At 46.4% G+C, this 25,118-nt stretch carries 28 protein-coding genes; 1 reads left to right on the forward strand and 27 read right to left on the reverse strand.

The window, feature by feature from the left end:
* Positions 1–36 precede the first annotated feature (36 nt).
* The 17 genes from PEPTYR26121_RS02600 to cbiB are packed head-to-tail and all read right to left on the reverse strand — an operon-like array spanning position 37 to position 12,458.
* Positions 37–564: a histidine phosphatase family protein gene (locus tag PEPTYR26121_RS02600; protein WP_180498923.1), complete on the reverse strand. Its 528-nt coding sequence runs from the start codon at positions 562–564 to the stop codon at positions 37–39.
* Entirely contained in the window at positions 561–1,289 is a 729-nt protein-coding gene (cobS, locus tag PEPTYR26121_RS02605; RefSeq protein WP_180498925.1) for an adenosylcobinamide-GDP ribazoletransferase, read from the reverse strand. The genes PEPTYR26121_RS02600 and cobS overlap by 4 nt, the downstream gene beginning before the upstream one ends.
* Positions 1,286–1,813, reverse strand: coding sequence for a bifunctional adenosylcobinamide kinase/adenosylcobinamide-phosphate guanylyltransferase (gene cobU, locus PEPTYR26121_RS02610; protein ID WP_180498927.1), 528 nt, complete (start codon positions 1,811–1,813; stop codon positions 1,286–1,288). The genes cobS and cobU overlap by 4 nt, the downstream gene beginning before the upstream one ends.
* Positions 1,810–2,883 (reverse strand): nicotinate-nucleotide--dimethylbenzimidazole phosphoribosyltransferase, encoded by a 1,074-nt coding sequence (gene cobT / locus PEPTYR26121_RS02615; protein ID WP_180498929.1) that lies wholly within the window; start codon positions 2,881–2,883, stop codon positions 1,810–1,812. Before cobT ends, cobU begins: the two co-directional genes overlap by 4 nt.
* Positions 2,870–3,130, reverse strand: a complete 261-nt coding sequence (locus PEPTYR26121_RS02620; protein ID WP_180498931.1) for a cysteine-rich small domain-containing protein — start codon at positions 3,128–3,130, stop codon at positions 2,870–2,872. Before PEPTYR26121_RS02620 ends, cobT begins: the two co-directional genes overlap by 14 nt.
* A complete protein-coding gene (cobK, locus tag PEPTYR26121_RS02625; protein WP_180498933.1) occupies positions 3,099–3,854 on the reverse strand; it encodes a precorrin-6A reductase in 756 nt (251 codons plus the stop codon). The genes PEPTYR26121_RS02620 and cobK overlap by 32 nt, the downstream gene beginning before the upstream one ends.
* The gene (gene cobJ, locus PEPTYR26121_RS02630; protein ID WP_180498935.1) at positions 3,851–4,579 is read right to left on the reverse strand and encodes a precorrin-3B C(17)-methyltransferase; all 729 of its coding nucleotides are present in this window, start codon (positions 4,577–4,579) and stop codon (positions 3,851–3,853) included. The genes cobK and cobJ overlap by 4 nt, the downstream gene beginning before the upstream one ends.
* Positions 4,576–5,553, reverse strand: coding sequence for a cobalt-precorrin 5A hydrolase (locus tag PEPTYR26121_RS02635; RefSeq protein ID WP_180498937.1), 978 nt, complete (start codon positions 5,551–5,553; stop codon positions 4,576–4,578). The genes cobJ and PEPTYR26121_RS02635 overlap by 4 nt, the downstream gene beginning before the upstream one ends.
* Positions 5,550–6,302, reverse strand: a complete 753-nt coding sequence (cobM, locus tag PEPTYR26121_RS02640) for a precorrin-4 C(11)-methyltransferase (RefSeq protein WP_180498939.1) — start codon at positions 6,300–6,302, stop codon at positions 5,550–5,552. The genes PEPTYR26121_RS02635 and cobM overlap by 4 nt, the downstream gene beginning before the upstream one ends.
* On the reverse strand, positions 6,299–6,835 hold the full coding sequence (gene cbiT, locus PEPTYR26121_RS02645; RefSeq protein ID WP_246285885.1) for a precorrin-6Y C5,15-methyltransferase (decarboxylating) subunit CbiT: 537 nt from the start codon (positions 6,833–6,835) through the stop codon (positions 6,299–6,301). Before cbiT ends, cobM begins: the two co-directional genes overlap by 4 nt.
* Complete coding sequence (gene cbiE / locus PEPTYR26121_RS02650) at positions 6,828–7,424, reverse strand: precorrin-6y C5,15-methyltransferase (decarboxylating) subunit CbiE (protein ID WP_180498943.1); 597 nt, start codon at positions 7,422–7,424, stop codon at positions 6,828–6,830. Before cbiE ends, cbiT begins: the two co-directional genes overlap by 8 nt.
* Complete coding sequence (cbiD, locus tag PEPTYR26121_RS02655) at positions 7,421–8,476, reverse strand: cobalt-precorrin-5B (C(1))-methyltransferase CbiD (RefSeq protein WP_180498945.1); 1,056 nt, start codon at positions 8,474–8,476, stop codon at positions 7,421–7,423. The genes cbiE and cbiD overlap by 4 nt, the downstream gene beginning before the upstream one ends.
* Positions 8,473–9,093: a precorrin-8X methylmutase gene (locus PEPTYR26121_RS02660; RefSeq protein WP_180498947.1), complete on the reverse strand. Its 621-nt coding sequence runs from the start codon at positions 9,091–9,093 to the stop codon at positions 8,473–8,475. The genes cbiD and PEPTYR26121_RS02660 overlap by 4 nt, the downstream gene beginning before the upstream one ends.
* A complete protein-coding gene (locus PEPTYR26121_RS02665) occupies positions 9,065–10,135 on the reverse strand; it encodes a pyridoxal phosphate-dependent aminotransferase (protein ID WP_180498949.1) in 1,071 nt (356 codons plus the stop codon). Before PEPTYR26121_RS02665 ends, PEPTYR26121_RS02660 begins: the two co-directional genes overlap by 29 nt.
* Positions 10,081–10,785: a precorrin-2 C(20)-methyltransferase gene (locus tag PEPTYR26121_RS02670; protein WP_180498951.1), complete on the reverse strand. Its 705-nt coding sequence runs from the start codon at positions 10,783–10,785 to the stop codon at positions 10,081–10,083. Before PEPTYR26121_RS02670 ends, PEPTYR26121_RS02665 begins: the two co-directional genes overlap by 55 nt.
* On the reverse strand, positions 10,778–11,533 hold the full coding sequence (locus PEPTYR26121_RS02675) for a sirohydrochlorin cobaltochelatase (protein WP_180498952.1): 756 nt from the start codon (positions 11,531–11,533) through the stop codon (positions 10,778–10,780). Before PEPTYR26121_RS02675 ends, PEPTYR26121_RS02670 begins: the two co-directional genes overlap by 8 nt.
* Positions 11,534–11,543: 10 nt before the next feature.
* Entirely contained in the window at positions 11,544–12,458 is a 915-nt protein-coding gene (cbiB, locus tag PEPTYR26121_RS02680) for an adenosylcobinamide-phosphate synthase CbiB (protein WP_180498954.1), read from the reverse strand.
* A 133-nt stretch (positions 12,459–12,591) separates the two neighbouring features.
* Between cbiB and PEPTYR26121_RS02685 the strand changes: the two genes are divergently transcribed.
* Positions 12,592–16,035 (forward strand): pyruvate carboxylase, encoded by a 3,444-nt coding sequence (locus tag PEPTYR26121_RS02685; RefSeq protein WP_180498956.1) that lies wholly within the window; start codon positions 12,592–12,594, stop codon positions 16,033–16,035.
* 46 nt (positions 16,036–16,081) lie between these two features.
* Here the strand turns inward: PEPTYR26121_RS02685 and PEPTYR26121_RS02690 are convergent, their stop codons facing one another.
* The 10 genes from PEPTYR26121_RS02690 to PEPTYR26121_RS02735 form a co-directional block, all read right to left on the reverse strand.
* Positions 16,082–16,270 carry a hypothetical protein gene (locus PEPTYR26121_RS02690; protein ID WP_180498958.1) on the reverse strand — a complete coding sequence of 63 codons (189 nt, stop codon included), beginning with the start codon at positions 16,268–16,270 and terminating at the stop codon, positions 16,082–16,084.
* Position 16,271: 1 nt separating this feature from the next.
* Positions 16,272–17,708, reverse strand: a complete 1,437-nt coding sequence (locus PEPTYR26121_RS02695) for a sensor histidine kinase (protein ID WP_246285878.1) — start codon at positions 17,706–17,708, stop codon at positions 16,272–16,274.
* Positions 17,708–18,385 carry a response regulator transcription factor gene (locus PEPTYR26121_RS02700; protein ID WP_180498960.1) on the reverse strand — a complete coding sequence of 226 codons (678 nt, stop codon included), beginning with the start codon at positions 18,383–18,385 and terminating at the stop codon, positions 17,708–17,710. The genes PEPTYR26121_RS02695 and PEPTYR26121_RS02700 overlap by 1 nt, the downstream gene beginning before the upstream one ends.
* 45 nt (positions 18,386–18,430) lie before the next feature.
* Complete coding sequence (locus tag PEPTYR26121_RS02705; RefSeq protein ID WP_180498962.1) at positions 18,431–20,128, reverse strand: PAS domain-containing sensor histidine kinase; 1,698 nt, start codon at positions 20,126–20,128, stop codon at positions 18,431–18,433.
* On the reverse strand, positions 20,128–20,802 hold the full coding sequence (locus PEPTYR26121_RS02710; RefSeq protein WP_180498963.1) for a response regulator transcription factor: 675 nt from the start codon (positions 20,800–20,802) through the stop codon (positions 20,128–20,130). The genes PEPTYR26121_RS02705 and PEPTYR26121_RS02710 overlap by 1 nt, the downstream gene beginning before the upstream one ends.
* Position 20,803: 1 nt before the next feature.
* Positions 20,804–21,475 (reverse strand): phosphate signaling complex protein PhoU, encoded by a 672-nt coding sequence (phoU, locus tag PEPTYR26121_RS02715; RefSeq protein WP_180498965.1) that lies wholly within the window; start codon positions 21,473–21,475, stop codon positions 20,804–20,806.
* 13 nt (positions 21,476–21,488) lie between these two features.
* Positions 21,489–22,247, reverse strand: coding sequence for a phosphate ABC transporter ATP-binding protein PstB (gene pstB, locus PEPTYR26121_RS02720; protein WP_180498967.1), 759 nt, complete (start codon positions 22,245–22,247; stop codon positions 21,489–21,491).
* Positions 22,248–23,066: a phosphate ABC transporter permease PstA gene (pstA, locus tag PEPTYR26121_RS02725; protein ID WP_218956309.1), complete on the reverse strand. Its 819-nt coding sequence runs from the start codon at positions 23,064–23,066 to the stop codon at positions 22,248–22,250. It lies immediately after the preceding gene.
* A complete protein-coding gene (pstC, locus tag PEPTYR26121_RS02730) occupies positions 23,063–23,923 on the reverse strand; it encodes a phosphate ABC transporter permease subunit PstC (RefSeq protein WP_180498969.1) in 861 nt (286 codons plus the stop codon). The genes pstA and pstC overlap by 4 nt, the downstream gene beginning before the upstream one ends.
* A gap of 113 nt (positions 23,924–24,036) precedes the next feature.
* Complete coding sequence (locus PEPTYR26121_RS02735) at positions 24,037–24,993, reverse strand: substrate-binding domain-containing protein (RefSeq protein ID WP_180498971.1); 957 nt, start codon at positions 24,991–24,993, stop codon at positions 24,037–24,039.
* Between the last annotated feature and the right edge of the window lie 125 nt (positions 24,994–25,118).

Here is a 25,118-nt window from a genome sequence, read left to right on the forward strand (position 1 = left end):
TTTGAATTTGTAACAAAATTGAAACCATTTGAAAATCTACTTTAATCTTACAATTTCCAGGTTTTCGATTTTGTATCGGAAAAAATTATCTATGTGACCGTCCCTTGCACAAAGTACGGCGCGAATGAAGCCGTCGTGGCTCACATAAAGGGTATCTTCCCGAGCCGTTGAGAGAAAGCTTTCTGCACGCTGATAGGCTTCCTCAAGACTCTCCCCATTGGGTGGGCCGTTCGTGTAGGGATCGTCAATCCATGGTTGCAAGGCGTCGCCGTAGAGATCGTAGGCCTCTTTAAACGTTTTGCCTTCCAGTACGCCCAGATCGATTTCATGAATTTTCTCATCTACGGCTATAGGCATCTTTAAAACATCGCCAATAAGCTTCGCCGTTTGCCGGACGCGTAAATAGGGACTCGCTACGATAAATCTAAAGCCAAGTTCCTCCACAGCATTTGCAATCTCCCGAATCTTCTCATCCTCGACGGGAAGAATGGGCTCATCTTCTGTAGCGTAGTATTTTTCCATATTGGCCCGGGTCTGCCCGTGACGCATCATGTAAATAGTCATGCAGTCCACCCTCCGTAAATTAAAAGAAGCAAAAGAGTGGACAGCTCCATAATAGCGCCGTAGACATCTCCGGAAACGCCCCCTATTTTTTTCACCGACAGACGACTGAAGGCGTAGCTGAATAAAAGAGCGAGGACGGGAAAGATGATCATCCACGGTTTGCTGAAGATGAATATAAAGGCCGATAAAATAATCCATTGAAGAGCATAGACTTTAGCTTCGCCTCTTCGCTTGAAAAAATCTCCGAGCTTCGACGATGTGGCCGATGGGAAAAAATGGATAGAAAATAACACGCCCATACGTGCAGACGCCACGAATATCGCTAAATATACGGCGCCTATTTTCGTCGAAGAAAAGACGGAGTATTCCCCTAATAAGAGGAAGACCAATGCGACGACACCGTATGTGCCGATGGTAGAATCGTGCATGATTCTAAGGGTCTCTTCCCGATTTCGGTAGGATAAAAAACCGTCGGCGGTATCGGCGAGCCCGTCTAAATGGAGACCGCCGTTTAAAAGGTAGAGGGCGATCAAGGCGACGAAGCCTGAAATTTCCGGGGCAGTTGGAAAGATAATAGACTGAATATAGCCGACGATCAAGCCCATTAATCCGGAAATCAGAGGAAACCAAGTGAGACTCCTCCCCGCCTCTACTTCGTTAAAATCCGTCTCATAGGGAATGGGGAGTCGCGTTAAAAATTGGAGAGCAAGAAAAAAACTGTTCATTTGATCCTCACCGGAATTCCCGATACGACCAAATACACTTCTTCGGCGCGAGACGCTAAAAACTGATTGACTCTACCCTGGATATCTCGGAAAGCTCTTGAAAGGGGATGCATGGGCACGATGCCGCTTCCCACTTCGTTGGTGACAAAGACGAGCTCTATATTCTCTTTTTCGCAAAAGTCGGATAAAAGCATAAGTTCTTCCTTAACCTCGTCCTCTACTTTTTGAATGGATCCTTCGGTAAGCTCCTCGCCACTATCGAAGAGATAATTACTCAAAAGCACGGTGACGCAATCGAGAAGGACCGCATCTGCCGCCGGAAGATTTGAGGCGAGGTTTCGATCGCCTTCGAGAGTATGCCAATGGTCGGGTCGCCTCGACCGATGTTTGGCGATGCGCTCCTTCATCTCCTCATCATCGGAGGGTCGTGCCGTGGCAATATAGCAGACCTCGCTATAGTCCTCCATTAAGGATTCGGCAAAGGTGCTCTTTCCGCTGCGAGCGCCTCCCGTAATAAGCTTCATTTTTTCCCCCTTAAAATTACCAATCTATTGGGATCGATGGCATTGTCTTCTATGGATCCCATGCCGGTCATGCATCCAATGGCCGTTTCCAAAAGCTCGAAAAATAGCGGACAACCACTCCCCTCCCCGAGACGCATGGCGAGATCCAAACTCGGCTCCATCTTAAGTGCACGGTACAATACATCCGATGCTTTTTCAGAGCTTCTGTGAGAGGTAAAAACGTAGTCCCTTACGCTCTCATTAAGTTCTATGGCGACGAGAGCCGCCGCACCGGATATAAGGCCGTCTACGACGACGGGAATTCCGTAATATGCGCCGGCGATAAACACGCCGACGATTCCAGCAATATCAAATCCCCCGAGGGCGGCCAATGTGTCGATAATATCCCTTTTGGGAGAAAGTCTTTCCATCGCTTTTCTTACCACATGGAGCTTTTTCTCATATTGTTTTTCGCTGATACCTGCGCCGTATCCCACGCAGTCCTCTAAAGACGCCGATGTTATGGCAGCGAGAAGCGCGGAAGAGGTGGTCGTATTGCCGATTCCGAGCTCGCCCGTCCCCAAAATCGAGCAACCGTTTTTTATTTCTTCCTCAGCGACGGCGATTCCTGCTTCAATAGCCTTCAGGGCTTCCTCACGGGTCATGGCATTTTCTACGGCAATGTTGCCGCTTCCCTCTCGAATAACGCAGTCGATGATGTTTTCTTCCCGCTCCAAAGTTTTGAGCATACCCATATCCACGATGCGAAGATCAGCGCCCACATGGCGAGAAAGAGCAGCAACCCCCGTCTCCCCTCGCGCCATGGCATTGGCGAGCATTTGCGTAAAAATCTGGGGAGATGAACTGATATCTTCCGCCACTACGCCATTATCGCTACACATGACGATGGTGGTTTTATTGGCTAGAGAAGGAATGGGAGTGCCTTGAATTCCCGCCAGGCGAATGGTCATCTCTTCCAGCTTACCCAGGGAACCGATAGGATGGGTCCGCGTGTCCCAATATTTTTCCGCATCCTCCATAGCCGACCGGTCGACGGGCTCGATGCCCTCCAGAAATTCATTCAGCCCCATTATTCTTCCTCTTTTCGATTTCTTTTCGCAATCGAGCGTTGATGTAATCGTATCCTTTCGGTCTGTGAGGAATCAAACAGTTTGAGCAGTCTTTGACGCCCTCTACATATTGAAAATTTCCGCCGCAGTCTTTATCTAATAGGTAAAGCGGGCAGTAGCAAAACATGCAGTTAAAATCCCCTTCGTATTCGTGACAGGGGAAATAATCGCAGTCCTTATTGGTGTAAAAGCGATAGGAGTATTTCATTGGAAATCCTTTCCGTAATGGCGGACAATTCGTCGAAATCGTATCCCTCTTCCCTCTCTGTAGAAATGACGAGGGATGTCATGTTTAAATCTTTCGCCGCCCGAATCTTTTCATAAAAACCGGAACCTTCTCCGCTATTTTTCGTCACTAAGTAATCGGCTTCGGCGTGTTTAAAAAGTGCATAGTTCATGTCGTAATCGAAGGGTCCGAGCATGGCCACCATATCCTTCATCTCAACGCCGGCCTCTCTTAAAATATGAATGCTTTTTTCAGAGGGGATGATGCGATAAATATGTCGACTATCCCCCCGAATCGACTGAAATAAATCACTGTGTTTTGATCCTGTGGTGAAATAAAAAGTTCCCGTTAGCTTGGATATAAACTCGGCACAGGAAGCATAATCCCTAAAAAGGAGATCGCCCCCTTCTCCAAGGGATCGAAGATGACGGTAGTAAGGAATATTACATTTCTCGGCGGCGGCCTTCCCCTCTTTCGATACGATCTTTGCAAAGGGATGGCTCATGTCGATTACGGCGCAGATCTGATGGTGCAAAATAAAATCCGCCATAGCTTTTTTATCCATGGCACCTATGTGTACCTCCGCTTCTTGCGGCAGAAATTCCAAGCTCTCCTCTGTCACCACCGATACAATATAGGTTCGTGGATCCAAAGATTCGGCGAGGCGCACCCCTTCCGATGTGCCGCCGATGATCCATATTTTCATAGCTCGTAACCTCTCGGCGTAATCATATAGCCCTCTTCAACATAGGTCGTCTTATTGCCCACGATGACCATGGTCTTCATACCTACTTTCTCGTAATCTATAGTATCGATGGTGGTAAGGGTAATTTCCTCTCCGTCCCGACAGGCGTCTTTTACCACCGCCACCGGCCGATCGCCGGAATATCCTTCTTCCTTTAAAATGGCAAAGGCCTTTTCCAGATAATCCGCCCTTCCCTTGGAACGAGGATTGTAAAAGCTGATGACGAAATCTCCGCGAGCCGCCAAGCGTACCCGATCCATTATTAAATCATAAGGCGTCATTAAATCGGAGAGGCTGATAGTAGCGGAGTCATGCATAATGGGCGCCCCTACAAGGGAAGCTGCCGCGAAATTCGAGCTGATCCCGGGTACAACTTCGATGGCAATATCTTCTTTCGCCCCCATCTGTAAAATAGGTCCCGCCATGCCATACAGCCCGGCGTCCCCGGTGGAAATAATGGAGGTCGTTATGCCGGATTTCGCAAGATCAATGGCCTTTCGGCAGCGCTGAATTTCCGACTTCATCCCCGTAGAATAACAATCCTTTCCCTCGGTGAATTCCCTTATATATTCCAAATAAGGAGTGTAACCCACGACGGCGTCGGATGCTTTAATACAATCAATCATACGCCGGGTGAAATGTTCTCTCCCTCCCGGACCGATGCCGATAATATATAGTTTCTTCAATCTTTTTCCTCCGTTACGCTTAAAGTTAAACCTGAAGACGATACCTTCTCTACGAGCAAATTATCGCCGCCCATTAAGGCAGCAGGACAAGATACGGACTTTACCCCCACTGTTTTTTTAACGAAATCGCTGCCGCCGCAACGATCTTCCTTTTCAGAGAGAGTGTTCGCATCGTAATCTTTGAGGGGGATCTTCAGATTTTCGCAAAAGCTCTTAATGGATTCTTCGTTTCGCTTAATATCGATGGTGTGAGCCGTGGAAATCGCCCGCATATCCCAACCGTTTTCGACGAAAGTCTTTTCCACAAGGGCAGTTAAATCTTCGACCTTTGTTCCTTTTTTAGAACCGATACCGAGATGGAGCACCTTCGGAATAAGTTGGAGCCCCTGAGTCAACTCTCGAGCGTCGTAAGAAACCACGACACCTTTTTTGGTCTCCGCCTCTTCCGCAGATTTCGCCTCCACCAAATGAGGGTAATCCGGGCGAGGCTTTTTCTCGGAATAAAAATAAACCGGTTCCCCGGCCACCATGGCCGCCGCTACTTCTTTCATCTTCTTCATATCGGCGATAACATAGTGATTTTCCTTGGCGAAGAGATCAATGGATGTGTAGCCTAAATGATCGGAAGCCGTCGTAATAACGGGAACGGCGCCGATTTTTTTCGCGAGCTCCACGGTGAAATCATTGGCTCCTCCCAGGTGGCCGCTCAGCACTGAAATAACGTAGCGCCCCGTGGGGTCGATGACCGCCACCGCAGGGTCTTCTCGCTTGTCCCGTAGGACGGGAGCCAGGTAACGGACGGCGATACCCATGGCGCCGATAAAGACGATGCGATCGTACTTGCGAAAAATACCTTTGAATTTTTCCTTCGAAATATTATTGCCGAAGCTTTTCCCGTAAAGATCGAATGCTGAAAAATAACGGGCGGCCAACTGCGTTCCTTGTGGAGAAAAAACTAATACCGCCGTCTTCACTGAATGCCCTTTCGAAAGTCCGTCGTAAAGTGTTTGTCGTAAAGTTTACTCTTTTCATAATCTCCGTTTAAAAAATCCCCGACTAGGATTTGGGCGTGTTTCGTTATGCCTTCGGCTTTCACATCCTCGACTACGTGCTCCAAAGTGGAACGCACGATTTTTTCATCCTCCCAACTTGCCTTATAAACGACGGCAATGGGCGTCGTCGGTTCGTAAGATGTCAGGAGATCTTCCACCAGAGACGGGATCTGTCCTGCAGAAAGGAAAATACACATAGTGGCGCGGTGTGCGGCGAGAGAGGGGATAGATTCCTTTTCCGGCACGGGCGTGCGACCCGCTCTACGCGTCAAAATCACTGTCTGACTGACGCCCGGGAGGGTGAGTTCCCGCTCGATAGAGGCAGCCGCGGCGGAAAAGGAGCTGACCCCGGGCACCACATAGTATGAAATTCCCAATTCCCGGAGAGCATCCATTTGCTCCTGTATGGCGCCGTAGACACTCGGATCCCCCGTATGAAGGCGCACTACCTTTTCCTTCCTGGAGTCGGCGATCCGCATGATCTCCAGAACCTCGTCTAAATGCATAGTGGCACTGTTGAAGAAACGAGCGCCTTCTTTTGCAAAGTCCAAGTGGGCGGGGTCCACGAGGCTTCCCGCGTAAATAATAACATCGGCCTCCTCGATCAGCTTCCGTCCCTTCACGGTAATGAGATCCACATCTCCCGGACCTGCGCCTATAAATGCAATCATCGCTTTCGTCCTTTCACTAAAAACACGCCGTTTTCCGCGCGTAAAATTCCGATCTTGTCTTCACGAGACACGGCGATATGTTTCACCGCCATCTCGTAGCCTTTTTCTTTTAAGAAGCGCCGCATAGTCTCCACATTTTGAATCGTCACGAAATTACCGCCCAAAATACCCTCTTCATTTAAATGACGGTGGCTATAATCCAGTATTTCTTCCAGATTACCTCTGCTGCCGCCGATAAAAATGCGGTCGTATATTTTTTCTTCCAGGGAATCCGGAGCCTTTCCCGGTAAAATTTTTAATTCCACATCGAATCGTTCCCCATTAAAGGCGATTAAATCCAAGGCTTCCTCATTACACTCAGATGCCGTTACCTTGCAACCGAGGGAGGCGGCGGCGACGGCAATAGAGCCCGTTCCCGATCCGATATCGAGAAATTCCATACCGGGACTTAAATCAAATTCCGCCATAGTAAGGATGCGCACTTCCGATTTCGTCATGGGAACTTGTCCCCGCAAATACTCTTCGTCATTCATCCAATGCAAGCTCGATCACCCCCAAAGCCAAATCCCCTTCTAAATCAAAACTTTCGCCGATAGATTTCGTCTCTAATATTTCGTTCTCATAAGATAGGTAGCTTGCGCCATGAATCAAGCCCTCCGCTCCTTTTTCTTTTAAACCTTCGGAAAGATCTGTGAGAGAGTAATGTTTATCCAATAATACACAACTGATCTTCTCATCTAATAGAAGGTCCAAATCTACCTCTCTGCCGTGAAAAGAATGAAAAGCCATAGAGTGCCACGGGATTTGCAGTTTCGAGGCGGCGTATTGCATACTGCTGATTCCGGGTACAACTCGGTAAATTTCAACCCCTCTACGCTTCAGCGTGGCGGCCAGACCGTAAAACAAAGGATCGCCGCTCACGACGACTGCGAGATGATCCTCGGCGACAGCATCTTCCACTTCGCTTATGCGATGTATCTCTACAATATCCTTGCGAATAAATTCCAGACTTTCCTTTAATCGGGGAAAGGCCACCACCCGGTCCGCCGAGCGAACGGCCTCGACAGCATCCAATGTCATGGATCCGCGACTTCCGGGCCCGGCTCCTACTAAGGTTATCATGATAAATCCTCCATGGTGTATATCTTCCCGTGAATCTTTAAATCGTCTCGCTTTAAGTAGCGCATGATCCTCTTTTCAATGCCACACTCCATTTCGCGGGAGATGACACCGTATCCTTCTTCTTCACAGCGAATAAAGGCGCGCTCCGCCGTCACTTCATTTTCTATAGAGTCGATAAACTCTCGAGGTGCATTCAGTTTCCCCAGATAGTAAGCCAGCGCCTCCATGCGTCCGTCGGCAACGGCGGAGTGGGTTTGAAAAATGCCGATGGCGAGCTTCGCCATTTTGCCGATATGTCCTAAGACGGTAATTTCATGAAATCCCTTATCCCTCGCGAGGCAAAGGGCGTCGCCGAAATAATTGGAAACCTGTACCACGGGAATACCTTCGTAATATTTCTTTGCATAGCTTTCGCCGTAGTGGCCCGGTGTCAAAATAATGTGCTCCGCTCCGGAATGTTTGAGTGATTCCAACTCCATGTGAATCGTCGCTACATAAGCATCTTTACTCATGGGCCGCACGAGACCGCTCGTTCCTAAAATGGAAAGGCCGCCGACGATTCCCAGTCGAGGATTGAAAGTCTTCGCCGCCAACTCCTCCCCTCGGGGAATATTGATTTCGATGGCGATCCCCTCGTCCAAATGCTCTTTTAAGAGGTTCGTAAGTTCCCTTTTCGGCACGGGATTAATGGCGAGTTCTCCGGCCGTTCCGAACAAGCTGTCTTCGGTAAAGACTCCGACACCTCTCCCTTTCCGCCAGGAAACCTTTCCATCCGTCGTCTTTTCTATGATCACTTGAAGCTCCATACCGTCTGTAATATCCGGATCGTCACCGCTGTCTTTTATAACGGAGTAAGCGGCTCGATTCTCCGTACGGGAAATTTCCCTCGTTTCGATGGTGAGAACATCTCCCGCCGGAACCTGCACGCGGACGAGATCGACGGTTTCCCCTTTTTCTAAAGAAATTATGGCAGCTTTAGCCGCCGCCACGGCGCAGGTACCGGTGGTATAGCCCATCCGCATGGGCTTTCCGTCGACGATGGTGGATCTCATCGCCCGACGACCTCGTAAAGAAGTGCGTTTAAAACCGATGCCGCCACATTAGATCCACCCTTCGTTCCCAGGGTGCGGATGTAGGGAATATCGTAGTCGCCTATCGCATCTTTAGATTCCTCGGCGCCGACAAAACCGACGGGAACGGCGATGACGAAATCGGGTTCCACTCTCTTCTCATCGATTAACTCAAGCAGGCGGAAAAGTGCCGTAGGCGCATTGCCGATCATAAAAGCTTTGCATCCCTTCTCTACCGCTTTTTCCAAAGCGACGATGCTCCGTGTCGTTTTGCGAGATTTGGCTTTTCTCGCCACATCTTCATCGGAAATAAAGGTCATCAGTTCACAGCCGCTGGCTTCCAGAGCTTTTTTATTCACACCTGCACGGCCCATATTCGTATCCGTATAAATGGGCAAGCCGTTTGATATGGAAAACTTTGCCGCTTGAATAAACTCCGGATGAAAATCGATAATGTGGCGGTAATCCACGTCCCCCGTGGTATGGATCATGCGCATAACGATGGGAAGCTCCTCTAATTCAAAATCCACATCTTCGAGATAAGCCTCGATTAAATCCATTGAGGTCATTTCAATTTTTTTCGGTTGCTTGATGTACATGAACAGTACTCCTTTCAAGAGATTTCCATGCGTCCATAAATTGCGTATTCTCTTCTTCTCGTCGAACGGCGATTCGAATATATCCCTTTAATAATTTATCGGAATAAGTTCGCACCAAAATTCCTCTTTCAAGTAAAAAAGCAAACACCTCTTTACTTGAAATGTTTTTCAGCTCGATCAAAATAAAATTTGCCTCGCTCCTATATGCCTTGCCGATAGAAGAACTGTCGATGGCCTCCATCAACCGCCTACGCTCTTTCGCCACGTAATGTCGAGATTCTTCGAAATAATCGCCTAAATCTTTAAACACCTGCCCGGCTTCCGACGCGATGCAGTTCACCGTCCAGGGAAGTTGATGTTTTTCGAATGATTCTTTTAAGTCTCGAGGCATGCTTGCAAATCCAAGACGCACCCCGGCCAAAGCGGCGCTTTTAGTAGCTGCCCGCACCTTGATCATTCGGGGCAGATGAAAACCGAGAGACGGATCCATATCATGTAGATCTACAAATTCTATAAAAGTCTCATCCATTAATAAATAGCCGTCTCGGGCCTCTACGGCCTCATAAATTTTTTCTATTTCGTCATTTCGTAGCACGTATCCCGTGGGATTATTAGGATTGGTCAAGATCGTAAGCACGCCTTTCGGCATATTTTGAATAAATGCGTCCACATTCAAAGAAAAAGGCGGCTCCATGACAAATCGACGGACAGCTTTCCTCTCATTTTCGGCGATACCGCCATATTCGTTAAAACAAGGCTCTGCAATATAAATTCCCGGAAACATTCGAATACAATGATCGATTATTTCCATGGCGCCGTTTCCCACGACGACGGACTCTTCCTGACAGCCCATAAACTCCGCAAGGGATTTTTTTAATGCGCGATAATGGCGATCGGGATAACGGTCCGACAGGTCCAAGGCTCGCACCATAGATTTCTTAACTTTTTCGTGGATACCGAGGGGATTAATATTGGAGCTGAAATCGATTATAGAACCTCTATACGATCCCCTATACGATTCAATATCGCCGCCATGTTCCACGGTTCCCTCCTTGCTAAAATTAAACTCATATAGGCTTTTCGATCCTTGCATTTTTCAGGATTATCGGTCATGACCCAATGATCCGTTTCAATATTTTCCAGATATAAAGAATAGTAGCCCGCCGCTTTTAAACGATGGAAAGTATCCCCACTTCTCGTGGTTTTTAAAATGGCCACCGTATCGGCCGTCAGTCCTTCTTCATCTTTTAAACTGTCCATGAGCAAAAAGGAATCGCCCTTTTTCACGAGAGCTTCCACGATGCCGTTAATTCCCGCTAGAAAAGCGGGAATCCCGGGTACCAGCTCCATGCGAATATCATTCAATGAGTCACGGTGAAATACCTCGAGAAGCGTAGTGTAAATCGTTCCGTCTCCTAAAGTGATGAGGACGGAAACTTCTCCCTCTTTTGTGGTTTCGTCGATTAGGCGAGCGGTATCTTCATACACTCCTCTTAAATCTTCTCCCATGGGAAAATCGAGAAACACCACTTTCTCTTCGTCGACAAAGTCTTTCACAATATCATAGGCCCGCGTCTTCCCCCGATTGTTGGGGGCAAAAATATGATCGGCACGCTCCAAGTAACGGAGGGCTCGCAGCGTGATTAAATCCTCCGCTCCCGGTCCGACGCCTATGCCCACAAGCTTACGCATGACCATTATCTCCTATAAGCTTTTCCAGTTTTTCCCCATACATATTTCGAATAAAGGGATAAGTTCCAAGTCCGTCTAATGATGCATGAACTTTAAAGCCTCTCTCCTCCAAATCTGCGCGATAGGAGTCTTCTTCCCCTGCAATATCATTTTTCGCGTGATCTCCGGCCAAGAGAAGTAATGGGCATAAATTTAACTCCCTCCAACCTTTCCGCTCGAAAAGATCGAACACGGGCTCTTCCGTAAGCTCTCCTTCCAGAGTGGCCACGGCCATGGATAATCCTCTCCCCTTCAGCTCTTCGTCCAACGCACGATACATATCGTCGGCTTCGTGGCGGCTTCCGTGGCCTACGAGAATCGTCGGGCCTTCAAATACTTTAGAAGCTTCTTCGACAAAATAACGAATATCCCCGTCATTGGCAAACAGAGGTTCACCTACTCGAACCCCGTCCTTTTTCAGTACGGAAAGCTTCTCGTATTCGATACCGGGAATTAAATGGAGAGGCTGGATATAAATATCTTCTTTCTTGTAGCCCTTGGAAAGCAAATAATCCAATGCTTCAATTTCATTCATAAACTTTTCGCCGTCACGTGATTCGATTCGGCGAATGACCATGCGCGAGGTAAAGGCCAACACCGTCTCCCAATCGGGAACCAAACTCTTTAAGTGATCACATACGGGTTTTAAATCCCGCTCGATAGCGTCGCGATGGGTGGTGCCGAAGGTGGCGATAATCAATGCTTTCATCTTTTCTCCTTTATATAGCCTTTATAACAATACATATACACACAAACAGAACGGTTACGCGCCACATAAGATTTACAGCACGTCGAATATCATTTCGTTCAGGTTCTTTTATCGAATAGCCGATCGTAGGCTTTTCGACATATTCTCCGAAGTAAAAGTGGCCGCCTCCCAGTTCGATTCCGAGAATACCTGCCACGGCAGCTTCCGGCCATCCTGCATTGGGACTTAGATGAGCAGAGTGAAATTCTTTCACGCTCTGAAACCCTCTTTTCATACTCCTTATACTGCCTGATAAGATACAAAATAAAAGAGCCGTAATCCTTGCGGGGATCAGATTGACGAGGTCGTCCAGTTTCGCCGCGCCGAAACCCGCTTCCTCGTAGCGCTCGTTTCGATACCCCACCATGGAATCCATGGTGTTGATCATTTTGTAGGTAAAGGCTCCTGCAGGACCGAATAAAAGACCATAGAATAATGGCGCCACGATCCCATCCGATGTATTTTCCGACACGGTTTCCACAGTAGCTTGAATAATTTCTTTCTCCGACAAAAAAGTAGTTTCGCGGCCGACGATGCGGGAAAGTCGTGTCCGACCTTCGCTCAACGAGGAATTTAATGCGGCCATAACGCCCTTCCCCTCCTTGGCGAGAGTTTTCGCCGCAAGAGAGGTGTAAAAAATATAGATTGCGGCCAAAGAGGATAAAAAGGGCGGCAGAAATTTTACAACTAAAGAGGTGATCAGGAAAATAGCCAGACTGTTAAAAAGAGCCATGAAGATTCCGAGAATCCTTTGCGCTTCTCGAGGTTGCTTTAAGACAAAAGCGTAGACCCTCTGTATCCACTTGCCCATCATGACCACGGGGTGCGGAAATCTTTCGGGATCACCAAACACTATATCTAGTAGAAATGCTATAAAAAATTCCATGGAATATCCTTTCTGTAGTAAGTTTACCATGGGCGGATCCTAAGAACAATATCTCTGTTCAAATGATAAGGTGAAGTTGCATCTTCACGCTTTAAAGGGCTATAATAGTCCTATTAGGTACAAGGAGGTAATTATGGAAAAGAGAAAGTTTAAACGGATTCTCGTCGCCAACCGCGGCGAAATCGCGATTCGTATTTTTAGAGCCTGTCGCGAACTCGGAATTCGTTCTGTAGCCATATATTCCGAAGAAGACAGTCTGTCCCTATTCCGCACCAAGGCGGACGAATCCTATCAAATCGGCAAGGGCAAAAACCCCGTCGACGCTTATTTGGATATCGACGAGATTATTCACCTCGCCAAAAATAAAGGGGTAGACGCTATTCACCCCGGTTACGGGTTTTTAGCGGAAAATCCCGATTTCGCGCAAAAATGCGAAGAGGCGGGCATCGTATTTATCGGTCCTCGCCCGGAAACCATGCGCAAGCTCGGCGATAAAATTTCTTCTAAAATTATCGCCAGAGAAGCCGGCGTTAAGACCATTCCCGGCGTGGAAGAGCCCATCCATTCCGATACGGAAGCTCTGGAATTTGCCAAGCAAGCGGGCTACCCCGTTATGATCAAAGCGGCTGCCGGCGGCGGCGGTCGCGGTATGCGCGTCGTCTATAGCGAAGAAGAACTCCTGGATCAGTTCCACTCCGCTAAGAGCGAGGCTAAAAAAGCTTTCGGCAACGATTCTATGTTTATCGAAAAATACTTGGATCGTCCGAAGCACATCGAAGTACAAGTCCTCGGCGACTTATACGGCAATGTGGTACACCTCCACGAAAGAGACTGCTCCATTCAACGTCGCCACCAAAAGGTCATCGAATTTACTCCCGCATTTGCAGTGGACGAAAAAATTCGCGAGGCCATTTGCAACGACGCCCTTAAAATTACGAAAAATCTCGGCTATCGCTCCGCAGGTACCGTAGAGTTTTTAGTGGACAGCTCCGGCAACCACTACTTTATCGAGGTCAATCCCCGTATACAAGTAGAGCATACGGTCACAGAAATGGTAACGGGCATCGACATTATTCAAGCTCAAATCCAAATTGCCCAAGGTTATGCTCTATCCGACGAACCGATTAATATTCCCTCTCAAGAGGCCATCGTTCCCCGCGGATTTTCCATTCAATGTCGCGTTACCACCGAGGACCCCTTGAATAACTTCGCGCCGGATACCGGTCAGATTACACTTTACCGCTCCTCCTCCGGTTTCGGCGTACGTCTTGACGGCGGTAACGGCTTCCAAGGCGCGGTCATCAGTCCCTATTATGACTCCCTTCTCGTCAAGGTTATTACCCAAGGTCGTACATGGGATGATACGGTAAATAAAGCCATTCGCTCTTTACGTGAAATTAAAGTCGGCGGCGTTAAAACCAATATCGGCTTCCTCTTAAATGTACTCAATACGGAAGAGTTCAAAAAAGGTATTTGCGACACGGGCTTTATCGCCGAACACCAAGAGCTTTTCGACATTAATACGTCTACCGACCGTGAACTCAGGGTGATGGAACATATTGGAAACATCGTCGTCAACGACAATACCTCCCGTAAAAAAGCCTTCGACGTTCCCGTTGTGCCTCCTTATAAGGAAGAATCCTTTAGAGGATCCAAACAAATCTTCGACGAGTTGGGCGCCGATAAGCTTTCCCAATGGATTTTAGATCAGGATCGCCTGCTCCTTACAGATACCACCATGCGCGACGCTCACCAATCCTTAATGGCGACACGTATGCGTACCGTAGACCTTTTAAAAGTAGCAAAATCCATGAACTACAATATTCGCGACATCTTCAGTATGGAAATGTGGGGCGGCGCTACATTCGACGTTGCCTACCGTTTCCTACACGAAGATCCCTGGCATCGCCTGGACGTTCTTCGCGAAGCTATGCCTAATCTTTTGATGCAAATGCTCGTTCGCGGCAACAATACCGTGGGCTACAAGAATTATCCCGACAATGTTGTAAAGAAATTTATTAAAGAATCGGCTGAAGGCGGCATCGACATTTTCCGTATCTTCGATTCCTTAAACTGGATCGAAGGCATGCGCCTCGCCATTGAAGAAACCATCGCCAACGGAAAAATTGCCGAAGGTACCATGTGCTACACCGGCGATATTCTCGATGAAAAGCGGGATAAATATTCCTTAAAGTACTATGTCAACTTGGCGAAAGATTTGGAAAAGGCCGGATGCCATATTATCGGCATTAAGGACATGAGCGGTCTATTAAAACCCTATGCCGCTCACAAACTTGTAAAAGCCCTTAAAAATGAAGTTTCTATCCCCATTCACCTGCATACCCACGACACAACGGGTAACGGCGTCGCTACCGTCTTAATGGCAGCGGAAGCCGGAGTGGACATCGCCGATACGGCCATTAACTCCATGAGCGGACTTACCTCTCAACCGGCGCTGAACTCCGTCGTGGCAGCACTTGAAAACACCTCACGCTCAACGGGAATCGATCTCGACGCCATCGACCGTATCTCTGCCTACTGGGCAGCGGTACGTCCGGTTTACGAAAACTTCGAATCCGATCTGAAGAGCGGTACTACCGAAATTTACAAATATGAAATTCCCGGCGGTCAATACTCCAACTTAAAACCTCAAGTAGAAAGTTTCGGATTGGGCCATAAGTTTAAAGAAGTTAAGGAAATGTACAAAGACGTCAACCAAATGGTCGGCGACATCATTAAAGTAACACCTTCTTCTAAAATGGTCGGCGATATGTCGATTTTCATGGTTCAAAACGATCTGACACCTGAAAATATTTACGAAAAAGGTGCCAATCTGGACTATCCGGATTCCGTCGTTACCTATTTTAAAGGCATGATGGGTCAACCTTACGGCGGCTTCCCGGAAAAACTCCAAAAGATCGTCCTAAAGGACGAAAAGCCTATTTCTGTCCGTCCGGGCAAACTTTTAGATCCCGAAGATTATGAAGCGGACAAGAAATATCTCCGCTCCATTATGGAACATGAACCCAGTGAACGGGATGTTACGAGCTATTCCCTCTACCCGAAAGTATTTGAAGAATATGTTAAAAACTTTAGCAAATACGATCAATTATGGCGCATGGGCAGCGACGTGTTCTTCCACGGTTTACAGGAAGGCGAAACTGCCGAGATCTCTGTGAATGAAGGTCAAAAAATGATCGTCACTCTCGTGGAAGTGGGCCGCTTGAAAGACGACGGTAAGCGCACCGTCACCTTTGAAATCAACGGTTCCAGACGTAGCGTGGATGTAGAAGACCACACCCGTCCCCTTCCCATTACAGGACACCAAGGCAATCTCATGGCCGATGAAAGTAATCCCGATCAAGTAGGTGCCTCCATCCCGGGTACCGTCGCGAAGATCAATGTAGCCGTCGGCGACAAGGTAAAGGAATCTCAACCCCTCATGGTTCTCGAAGCCATGAAGATGGAGACCAATGTTATCTCCCCTCGCAGCGGCGTTATCGCACAAATTTTTGCGAAAGAGGGCGACAGTATCGAAAGCGGTCAGCTTTTGATCGAACTCGAAAGCGAAGACTAAAAAATACATTTAAAAAGCGACTGAGTTAAACTCGGTCGCTTTTTATTTATTTTATTTCTTTATATTTTTTATAAGAGTGATAACTGCTCGACAAGGCGATGATCAGTGCCGCAAGCGCAAAAAAGACATTCATTTTAATTTCACGATTAAAGAAATATTTTATAAGAATATCGCCGGCGAAAATGGCCACAAATAACTGGATCAGCGCCAATATTAAGAATTGCTTTCTCCTCATCCTATACCTCTTCTTTTTCACTTGCATTTTCTCCGCTCGGTCCTTGGAAATAGAATGTACTTCCCACGCCTATTTCCGATTTGACGCCGTAGCGATAGCCGTGAAGTTCCAGGATATTTTTACAGATAAAGAGGCCGAGCCCTGTTCCGACCATTTGACGCTCATGGTGATCTCGTCCGCGGTAAAAGCGCTCCCAAATGGAATCCTGATCTTCTTTTGGAATGCCCTTACCGTAATCTCTTACGCAGTAGGTGATCATATTACCTTCCGAAATAATGTAGATGTCAATTTCTTTTTTATTTTGAGAATAGTTAATCCCGTTACTGATGAAATTATAGATGACCTGGCGAATCTTGTTGCTGTCGCAGACCATGGTACCGTCTCCGTGAATTCTGAAGATATACCCTTTCTCCTTTAAATTTTTAAAACGCGCCAGTACTTCTTTCGTAAGATCTTTAAGGTTAACATCGGTTAGGCTTAGCGTTCCCAGGCCACTTTCCACTCGGGACAGATCAAGGAGATCATTAACGAAATTCGTTAGATAATCCACTTCTTCTAAGATCGTTTGGGTATGCTTTTCCCTAAGCTCCTTATTGTCTCCCGAAATATCACGGATCATTTCCCCGTAAGATTTTATAACTGTAAGGGGCGTCTTAAAATCGTGACTTACATTGGCGATTAAGTCTTTACGCATTTCCAGAGCGTCGGTCAGCTCGCCTGTAGCGTAGTTCAAGGTCTTCGCTAAATCGTTCATCTCCGTATACTCCTGCTCTTTAAATTGCACGGAAAAATCTCCCTGCCCCAAGGCACGAGCCGTCATGGCCATGTCCGATAAGGGCTTGGCGAGGCGGGAACTCAAATAATAAGAGATGATAAAAGCGAGTAAAATCGAAATAAAACTGACGATAATCAGCTGGTTTTTTAATATTTCCACGGTAGAATCCACAGGATCCACGCTGGCGGATACGGCGAGAAAAAATCGCTCCCCTGCCTGTTCTCCTAAGTAAGAAACGTAGAGAATGGAAGAGGAATCTTCATATTTATAGTCCGCCACATAAGTTTCTTCCGTCTTATTATCTTTTAAGAGGGGAAGAAAATAAGTAAAGAAATCCTCTTTCGAGAGCATGGGTCTATAGATATAATCGAGGGGATTTAGGGGAAAAACGAGCCCTCCCTGATCGTTATAAACCTGGAGACTCAAGTTCTTTTCGAAGCTATAGCGAAGGAGGGTTTCTTCGAAATCTTTTTTCCCGAATTGGCGCGTTACCAAGCGTCCCACTTTTTCCGTATCCCGAATTTTCATGGATTCATAAAAAGAGTTGATAAACACGATTTGAAGGAGCCATAAAAGAATCAATATAAAGATGGCCATACCGGAAAAGTACAGCCAAAATTTTACCCTTATGCTCTTTTGATCGACGATGTTTTGCCGTTTCACTATTTACCGCTTTCTCCGACAAATTTATACCCTACTCCCCGTACGGTGACGATGTAATCTCTATAAGGTTCGATACTGTTTCGAAGCATTTTAATGTGAGTGTCCACCGTACGGTCGTCGCCATAAAAATCATAACCCCATACTTTATTGAGCAGCTTTTCGCGACTCAGAGCAATGTTTTCATTTTCGGCGATGAACACGAGGAGATCGAATTCCTTCGGGGTCATTTCCACGGGCTTCTTATCGACATAAACTTCTCTTCCATCTAAATCGATAGAGAGTCCGTCGAACTCCAACAGGTGATTTTCTCGTACATGATGATGGCGCTTAATTATAACCGACAGGCGGGCCATCAGCTCCTTGGGAGAAAAGGGCTTGACGACATAATCGTCGATGCCGATTTCAAAGCCGTAGAGCTTATCGTATTCCTCTCCCCTGGCACTTAACATTAAGACGGGAATGTCTTTTTCTTTTTTAATCTCTTTATAGGCACTGAATCCGTCGAGACGAGGCATCATGATATCCATTACGATTACGTCGAAATCCTCATCGTGGCAAATTTCAACGGCTTCCATACCGTCCACCGCCTCGATGACTTCATAGCCTTCAAATTCGGCGTAGGTTCGAATAACCTCACGAATCTTCGCCTCGTCGTCGACGACTAAAATCTTATACATAGGCACCTCCCAGTATCCCCATTATACTATAATTTCTTCGTGAAATTAATGTGTGGAAACTGTACCGCTTTTCGGAAAACGGAGAGTAAATACGGAGCCGTGATTTAATTGGGATTTTAAATCGATGGTGCCCTTTAAACTTTCTACATTGTGCTTGACGATGGCGAGACCGAGTCCGGTAGATTTTTCATTATAAGATCTGGATTTGTCCGCCATATAAAAGCGCTCGAAGATACGCTTCTGGTCGTCGTAAGATATGCCGATGCCCGTATCTTCAATCGTGATAATAAAATCCTGTTCATGTTTGTCGTCGATGGCAATGTCGATAGAACCGCCGTCCACATTGTAGGCGATGGCATTATCTACGAGATTCGTTATAAGCTCCTTCATAAGGGCGGGATGGGTAAATAGTTTATTCTCACTTCCCGGCTTAAAGTCTACGCGAAGTTCCTTATTCTTAATTTCCGGCGCAAAGTGAGCGAGGATTTCGTCAACGAGCCCTTCCATCTCCACGGTGCGATATTCTTCCGCTCGATTCTTTTCTTCCAATCGCGAAAAAGAAATTATCGTATCGATTAAGTGAAAGAGATTTTCCGATTCCTTGGCAATAATATCTAGAAACCGGTCTCGATCCTCCTCTTTGACCATGCCGGATCGAAGCAATTCCGCATAGCCGCTGATAGAGGTAAGAGGCGTCTTGAGTTCGTGCGTTACATTGGATGTAAACTCTCGCCTGCTTCGCTCCGCCAAACTTTGTTGAGTTTCATCGATTAACAACAGCAGCATGCCGTAAAGTCCGCCACTACTGTTAAATACGGGATCGAAAAAGCATTTGATAATAAAGCCTTCCATTTCAAACTTTCGCACTTCCCCTTTTCTCTCATTGAAAATCTGATGGAAAGCATCGTGGAAATCTCCTTCATCGCAAAGTTTGTCGAAATCTTTATTAATGTATTGGCTATGAATGGAACCGCTTAAAAGTTTTACCGCCGAATCATTAATCGTAATGATTTTTTTATCCGCTCCCACCAAAATAACGCCCTCGGTCATATTGTCCACCATGTCGTTCATGCCCTGAAGTTGCGATTCCAGACTTCCCAAACGATGGCGCAGGCGCGAGGATTCGTCGATTAAAATGGCCTCGTAATCTAAAAGTTGGGGAGGTAAGTCCATTTGATAGTTATGATCTATAACATAGTGCCTAAACTGCCTAAAGAGCTGTTTAATTTGGCTCTTGTCCCGATAGGTAGCGTATTGCCAAAGGTGGTACAGAGACGTAGCGGCAACCATAGTCAGAAGAAGGGTGTAGGGCAGAAAGTGCAGATTAGTCATGAGTAAAGAATCTTGAGTCATGCCCATGAGTAAATAGCTTCCGTCGGAAAACTCCGTCCTTTCAATATACTTCTTCTCCAGGGATGTATCGGATTTTAATTGCCATCTCTCCTTTTGATCATTCTTAGATGCAAGTGTTAAAAGGGAGTTTTCTATTTCGGGGGAAAGATTGCTGAACAGTATTTTTTCTCCCTCATCTATATAAAGCAAAGATTCCTGCCCACCGCTATTTTTTAATATAGCGACGCGCCGGTCCTCGTCTTCTTCTCGAAGAATATTTTGAAGGGTGTCGACAGCCTCTTCTTTCAGCGCCCACTCTCTGCGATTGCTCTCCACAGATGCCGCCAGTTGAAAGACAAGGGCGATGATAAAAGCGATTAGAACGCTTAGCAGGCGTACTGTTTTATTCATTACTTGGATCCTACTTTATAGCCGATATTGCGCACCGTCTCGATGAGATAGGCTTTGTCCTTTAATTTTTGACGGATGGAGGCGATATGAACGTCGACCGTCCTGGAGCCTCCTTCGAAATCATAGCCCCATACTTTGGACATGATTTTCTCCCGATTGAGTACGATGTTTTTGTTTTGAAAGAGGTAGAGAAGCAGTTCAAATTCCTTATAGGTTAGGGCGATTTCTTCCCCGTCTACCGTCACAATATGCTCTTCTTCGTTAATGGTCACGCCGTCGATGGAAAGAGAGGATGTCTCTTTTTCCTTCGGTTTCGTTCGCCGCAAAACAGCCTTTACACGCGCTAAAAGTTCCAAAACGCTGAAAGGCTTGGTAATGTAATCGTCGGCTCCCTTGTCGAGGCCCACGATCTTATCCAGCTCCGACGTCTTCGCCGTAAGCATAATGACGGGTATATCCGCCGTCGATTCATCGGAGCGAATGCGGTCTAAAATTTGAAGGCCGTCCTCTCCCGGAAGCATAATGTCCAACAGGAGCAGATCAGGCCGTTCTTCTTTCAGAGCTGCAAAAAGCTCTTCCCCGGATTCAAAGCCTCGCACATCATCATACTTGCTCTTTAAGGCATAGACGATCAAATCGCGGATGTTACCTTCGTCTTCAACGCAAAAAATCATATTACACTCCAAAAGTTTCGACGCCGAGATAATCTTTGTGGTGACCGGTCAAGGAGAAAATGACCCATTCCCCTATGTTTTCCGCATGGTCGGCGACACGTTCCAAATACTTGGCGATTTGCAATAAGTCGATCAGTTCCTCGGGATCATTATGGCCCGATTGTAATTCTTTAATGATCCGTGTTCTGCAATCTACAAACAAAGCGTCTACTACATCGTCGTGGCGAATACATTCGTTGGCCAGTTCTTCGTCTTTAGTTATGAAAGCGTCCACTGCCATTTTGATCATGGCGGAGGATTCTTTAAACATTTCCCTAATGGTGGTCAAAGGCGATGCAATAGGTTTGGGATCCATGGTGAGTGAAATTTCGCAAATATCCTGAGCTTGATCTCCGATTCTTTCGAGATCGGTAATGATCTTAAGGGCTGCGGAAATAAAACGCAGGTCTCCCGCTACAGGTTGTTGACGTAATAAAAGCATGAGGCATATATCTTCTATTTCCCGCTCCATGCGGTCCACTTCCCTGTCGTTTTTCGAGACTTGATGGGCAAGTTGTTCATCGCGGTTTTCCAACGCTTTCAACGCATCAGATACAGCTTGTTCAACATATGCCGCCATGTCCACCAGTTGGGTATTGAGCTTATTTAACTCCATATCGTATTGCTTTCTCATAGTATCCTCCCATTTAACCGAATCGGCCGGTAATATAGTCTTCAGTTCTGGAATCCCGGGGATTGGCAAACATCTTTTCGGTATCATCCATTTCAATTACCTCGCCTGTCAAGAAAAAGGCCGTCTTATCGGAGACACGTGCTGCCTGTTGCATATTATGGGTTACCATAATAATAGTATAATCCTTTTTCAGATCCTGTACCAATTCTTCAATCTTTAAAGTTGAAATGGGATCCAGTGCCGAAGTGGGTTCGTCCATTAAAAGCACCTCGGGCTCGACGGCGAGGGCACGGGCGATACAAATACGCTGTTGCTGACCTCCGGAAAGCTCGGTAGCCTTTTGATGAAGCTTATCTTTTACATCTTCCCAAATAGCGGCACCTCTCAGAGAGCGTTCCACGATTTCCTCGAGTTTCTTTTTGTCTTTCGTACCGTGGGTTCTGGGACCGTATGCGATATTATCGAAAATACTCATGGGAAAAGGGTTCGGGCTTTGAAATACCATGCCCACCCGTCTGCGAAGCAAGTTCACATCATAGCCCGGAGCATAAATATTTTTTCCGTCCAAGAGCATCTCCCCTTCGATGTGACAATCTTCCACAAGATCATTCATGCGATTTAAACACTTGAGCATAGTGGATTTACCGCATCCTGACGGACCGATAAAGGCCGTAATTTCATTTTCTTTTAAATCAAGATTGATGTTTTTCAGTGCTTGAAAATCACCGTACCATAAAATTACATCCTTGACCGACATTTTAGTATTGTTCATTTAATTCCCTCCGTACAGCCTGTTTCCAATGAAGGAGCTTAGGCTATTGATCAATAAAGTTATAATAATGAGAATAAAACCAGTGGCAAAAGCTTGGTCCACAAAGAGCCCTTCCGAAGATAAGACATACATATGAAGGGACAGGGTTCTACCACTTGAAAGTAAGCTCTTAGGCATATCCGTCGTCGTTCCCAGAGTAAACATGAGGGCTGCCGTTTCGCCGACACAACGGCCGATGGCGAGTATAATTCCGGATAAAATACCGGGCATAGCCACAGGCAATACGACTCGCACAATGGTGCGAAGTTTACCGGCACCGAGGGCCAGGGAGCCGCTTCTTAAACTGTCATCGACGGCGAGAAGCGATTCTTCCGTAGAGCGAATAATAAGGGGAAGAATCATAATTGATAAAGTAAAGACACCTGATAAGATCGAATAACCGAGCTTTAAAGCGATGGAGAAAAACAACATACCGAACAAGCCGTAAATAATCGAGGGAATGCCCGATAGAGTTTCCGTGGCAATTCGAATGATTTCCACAACTTTGCTACCCTTCTTTGCATACTCCACCAAGTAAAAACCGGTAAAGATACCGATAGGTGTCGCCACAACAAGAGAAAGTACCACTACGATGAGAGTAGTTACAATGGCGGGAAACATAGAAATATTTTCTGTCGTATAGGTTTTTTCAAACATTTCTGCGCTCAGATGAGGTGCACCTTTTATTACAATATAACCGACTAAAATGGCGAGTATGGCAAAAGTAATAAAGGCACTAACCATAATAACGGCTTTTGCCGCCATAGAACGTGCTTTCATGCTGCCATCCTCCTTTTTACGAGATTAAATACAGTGTTGATTAAAAGAATAAACACAAAGAGTACGACGCCGGTGGCGATAAGGGCTTCTCTATGTTCTCCCGTTGCGTAGGCCATTTCCAGGACGATATTAGCCGTCATGGTTCGGACCCCGTGTTTAATATCCGTCGGGATCATGGGCTGATTACCTGCTATCATAATGACCGCCATGGTCTCGCCGATAGAACGGCCGATGCCCAATATGGTAGCGGACAAAATCCCGGACTTCGCCGCCGGTACGACGACGCGGAGTAAGCTGCGCTCCTGAGTGGCTCCCAATGCAATGGAGCCTTGATAATAGGATTTTGGCACCGAGCGAAGGGATGCTTCCGACAGACCGATGATCGTAGGCAGGATCATAATCCCTAGTAAGACCGATGCGGTAAACACCGTCATCCCCGTTCCGCCCCACCAGCCTCTTACAATGGGAACGAATACCATCAAACCGAAGAAACCGTAGATGATCGAGGGAATGCCTGCCATTAAATTAACCGCCGGCTTTAAAATCTTATATAGCTTTTCCGGACAGTAAAACGCCATAAAAATAGCCGTCATCACGCCGATAGGCACACCGATAATGATCGAGCCGAAGGTAACCATTACAGAACCTAGGATCATGGGCAAAATGCCGAAGCTTGACGGCGTCGACGTCGGCCTCCATTCTTTACCGAGAATAAAGTGACCGAGACCGGTCTTCGCTATAAACGGAACCCCGTTTTTAAAGATAAAATAACATATCACGACAATCGAGAGTACTGATAATAGAGAACTGATGAGAAAAATCAATTCCCAAATCTTCTCATATGGTTTAGATCGCATTGTCTACCTCCTTTGAATAAGATTACTTTAACAAGAGGAGTTTAATATTTGGTCTCCCTTATGTAAGATCTATGTAAAGAAAAAAGACCCCTTTACGGGGTCTTGAGATTTAACTATTTCGCCAATTCTTTCCAGTCTTGAATTTCACCTTTGAAGATCGACTTAATTTGTTCTAAGCTGATGTCTTCCAAGGAGTTTTCCTTGTTGACTACGACTGCGATACCGTCTTGTGCAAGAACCGTACCTTGTACATTGGCTTTTTCTTGATCCTTTAATTCTCTCGAGGACATACCGATTTGAGCAGTACCTTCCGCTGCTGCAGTAATACCTGCGGAGGAGCCGTTGGATTGAATTTGAATCGTCGCATTGGGATTTAAGCCCTTGTAAGCTTCGACGAGTTTTTCCATAAGGGGGGTAACCGATGTAGAACCTGCTACGGTCAATTCGCCGGAGACATCGGAGGCAGCATAATCTTCTGCCGATTCATTTTTTACATAACCTGCTTCTTCAGCGATTGCTTGACCTTGATTAGAGAGAGCAAATTTCATAAAGTCTGCTTCGAGAGTGCCTTCCTTCGGTTCACCTTTTGTGACTAATAGGAAGGGACGAGCTAATTTGTATTCACCGCTTAAAATTGTCTCTGCCGAGGGTTCGACACCTTCTACTTTTACAGCATGAACCGTATCATTTAAAGAGCCGAGAGAGATATAACCGATGGCCGAGGGGTTTTCTGCTACTGTGGTCATGACACCGTTAGTAGAGTTTTGAACGGCTGCGGATTGAGTCGTCGTATCCGTTTCCTGATCGCCGTTCTTTTCAATAAGACCTACGATTTCAGTAAAGGCGCCGCGAGTACCGGATCCGTCTTCTCGGGTAATGACGGCTACTTGGCCTAGTTTATCCAAGCTTGCGGAATCATTGGCTTCTTCACCTTGTTGAGCCGCTTGATTGTTATTTTGAGCAGCTCCGTTGTCTTTATTGTCGGCTTTGTCGCCTCCGCCACAAGCAACGAGAGTGAGTGCTAAAAGGGATGCTCCGAGAGCTAATTTAAAGTTTTTCATTTTTTTCATTTTTTCCTCCTAAGAAAACTTTCATCATGCTATTGGCATTGTAACGAGTCTCCATTAAACGAAGGTCACTCTTATGTTAAGTTGATGTAAATCTTTTTTAGATCTTCTCGTCTTATTTTTGATTT

This window comes from Aedoeadaptatus nemausensis (genome assembly GCF_903819165.1).
Taxonomy (GTDB): Bacteria; Bacillota; Clostridia; order Tissierellales; family Peptoniphilaceae; genus Aedoeadaptatus; species Aedoeadaptatus nemausensis.

Coding starts and splice junctions, on each gene's coding strand:
- PEPTYR26121_RS02700 (WP_180498960.1), bottom strand. CDS start 18,385: ATGTATAAGATTTTAGTCGTCGACGACGAGGCGAAGATTCGTGAGGTT.
- cbiT (WP_246285885.1), bottom strand. CDS start 6,835: ATGAATGACGAAGAGTATTTGCGGGGACAAGTTCCCATGACGAAATCG.
- pstA (WP_218956309.1), bottom strand. CDS start 23,066: ATGAAAGCACGTTCTATGGCGGCAAAAGCCGTTATTATGGTTAGTGCC.
- PEPTYR26121_RS02660 (WP_180498947.1), bottom strand. CDS start 9,093: ATGTACATCAAGCAACCGAAAAAAATTGAAATGACCTCAATGGATTTA.
- pstB (WP_180498967.1), bottom strand. CDS start 22,247: ATGAACAATACTAAAATGTCGGTCAAGGATGTAATTTTATGGTACGGT.
- PEPTYR26121_RS02735 (WP_180498971.1), bottom strand. CDS start 24,993: ATGAAAAAAATGAAAAACTTTAAATTAGCTCTCGGAGCATCCCTTTTA.
- PEPTYR26121_RS02690 (WP_180498958.1), bottom strand. CDS start 16,270: ATGAGGAGAAAGCAATTCTTAATATTGGCGCTGATCCAGTTATTTGTG.
- PEPTYR26121_RS02710 (WP_180498963.1), bottom strand. CDS start 20,802: ATGATTTTTTGCGTTGAAGACGAAGGTAACATCCGCGATTTGATCGTC.
- PEPTYR26121_RS02675 (WP_180498952.1), bottom strand. CDS start 11,533: ATGAAAGCATTGATTATCGCCACCTTCGGCACCACCCATCGCGACGCT.
- phoU (WP_180498965.1), bottom strand. CDS start 21,475: ATGAGAAAGCAATACGATATGGAGTTAAATAAGCTCAATACCCAACTG.
- cobT (WP_180498929.1), bottom strand. CDS start 2,883: ATGGGGCTGAATGAATTTCTGGAGGGCATCGAGCCCGTCGACCGGTCG.
- PEPTYR26121_RS02705 (WP_180498962.1), bottom strand. CDS start 20,128: ATGAATAAAACAGTACGCCTGCTAAGCGTTCTAATCGCTTTTATCATC.
- PEPTYR26121_RS02620 (WP_180498931.1), bottom strand. CDS start 3,130: ATGAAATACTCCTATCGCTTTTACACCAATAAGGACTGCGATTATTTC.
- cobK (WP_180498933.1), bottom strand. CDS start 3,854: ATGAAAATATGGATCATCGGCGGCACATCGGAAGGGGTGCGCCTCGCC.
- cobU (WP_180498927.1), bottom strand. CDS start 1,813: ATGAAGCTTATTACGGGAGGCGCTCGCAGCGGAAAGAGCACCTTTGCC.
- cbiD (WP_180498945.1), bottom strand. CDS start 8,476: ATGAGATCCACCATCGTCGACGGAAAGCCCATGCGGATGGGCTATACC.
- cobM (WP_180498939.1), bottom strand. CDS start 6,302: ATGATTGCATTTATAGGCGCAGGTCCGGGAGATGTGGATCTCATTACC.
- pstC (WP_180498969.1), bottom strand. CDS start 23,923: ATGCGATCTAAACCATATGAGAAGATTTGGGAATTGATTTTTCTCATC.
- PEPTYR26121_RS02670 (WP_180498951.1), bottom strand. CDS start 10,785: ATGCGTAAGCTTGTGGGCATAGGCGTCGGACCGGGAGCGGAGGATTTA.
- PEPTYR26121_RS02685 (WP_180498956.1), top strand. CDS start 12,592: ATGGAAAAGAGAAAGTTTAAACGGATTCTCGTCGCCAACCGCGGCGAA.
- PEPTYR26121_RS02600 (WP_180498923.1), bottom strand. CDS start 564: ATGACTATTTACATGATGCGTCACGGGCAGACCCGGGCCAATATGGAA.
- cbiE (WP_180498943.1), bottom strand. CDS start 7,424: ATGATAACCTTAGTAGGAGCCGGGCCCGGAAGTCGCGGATCCATGACA.
- cbiB (WP_180498954.1), bottom strand. CDS start 12,458: ATGGAATTTTTTATAGCATTTCTACTAGATATAGTGTTTGGTGATCCC.
- cobS (WP_180498925.1), bottom strand. CDS start 1,289: ATGAACAGTTTTTTTCTTGCTCTCCAATTTTTAACGCGACTCCCCATT.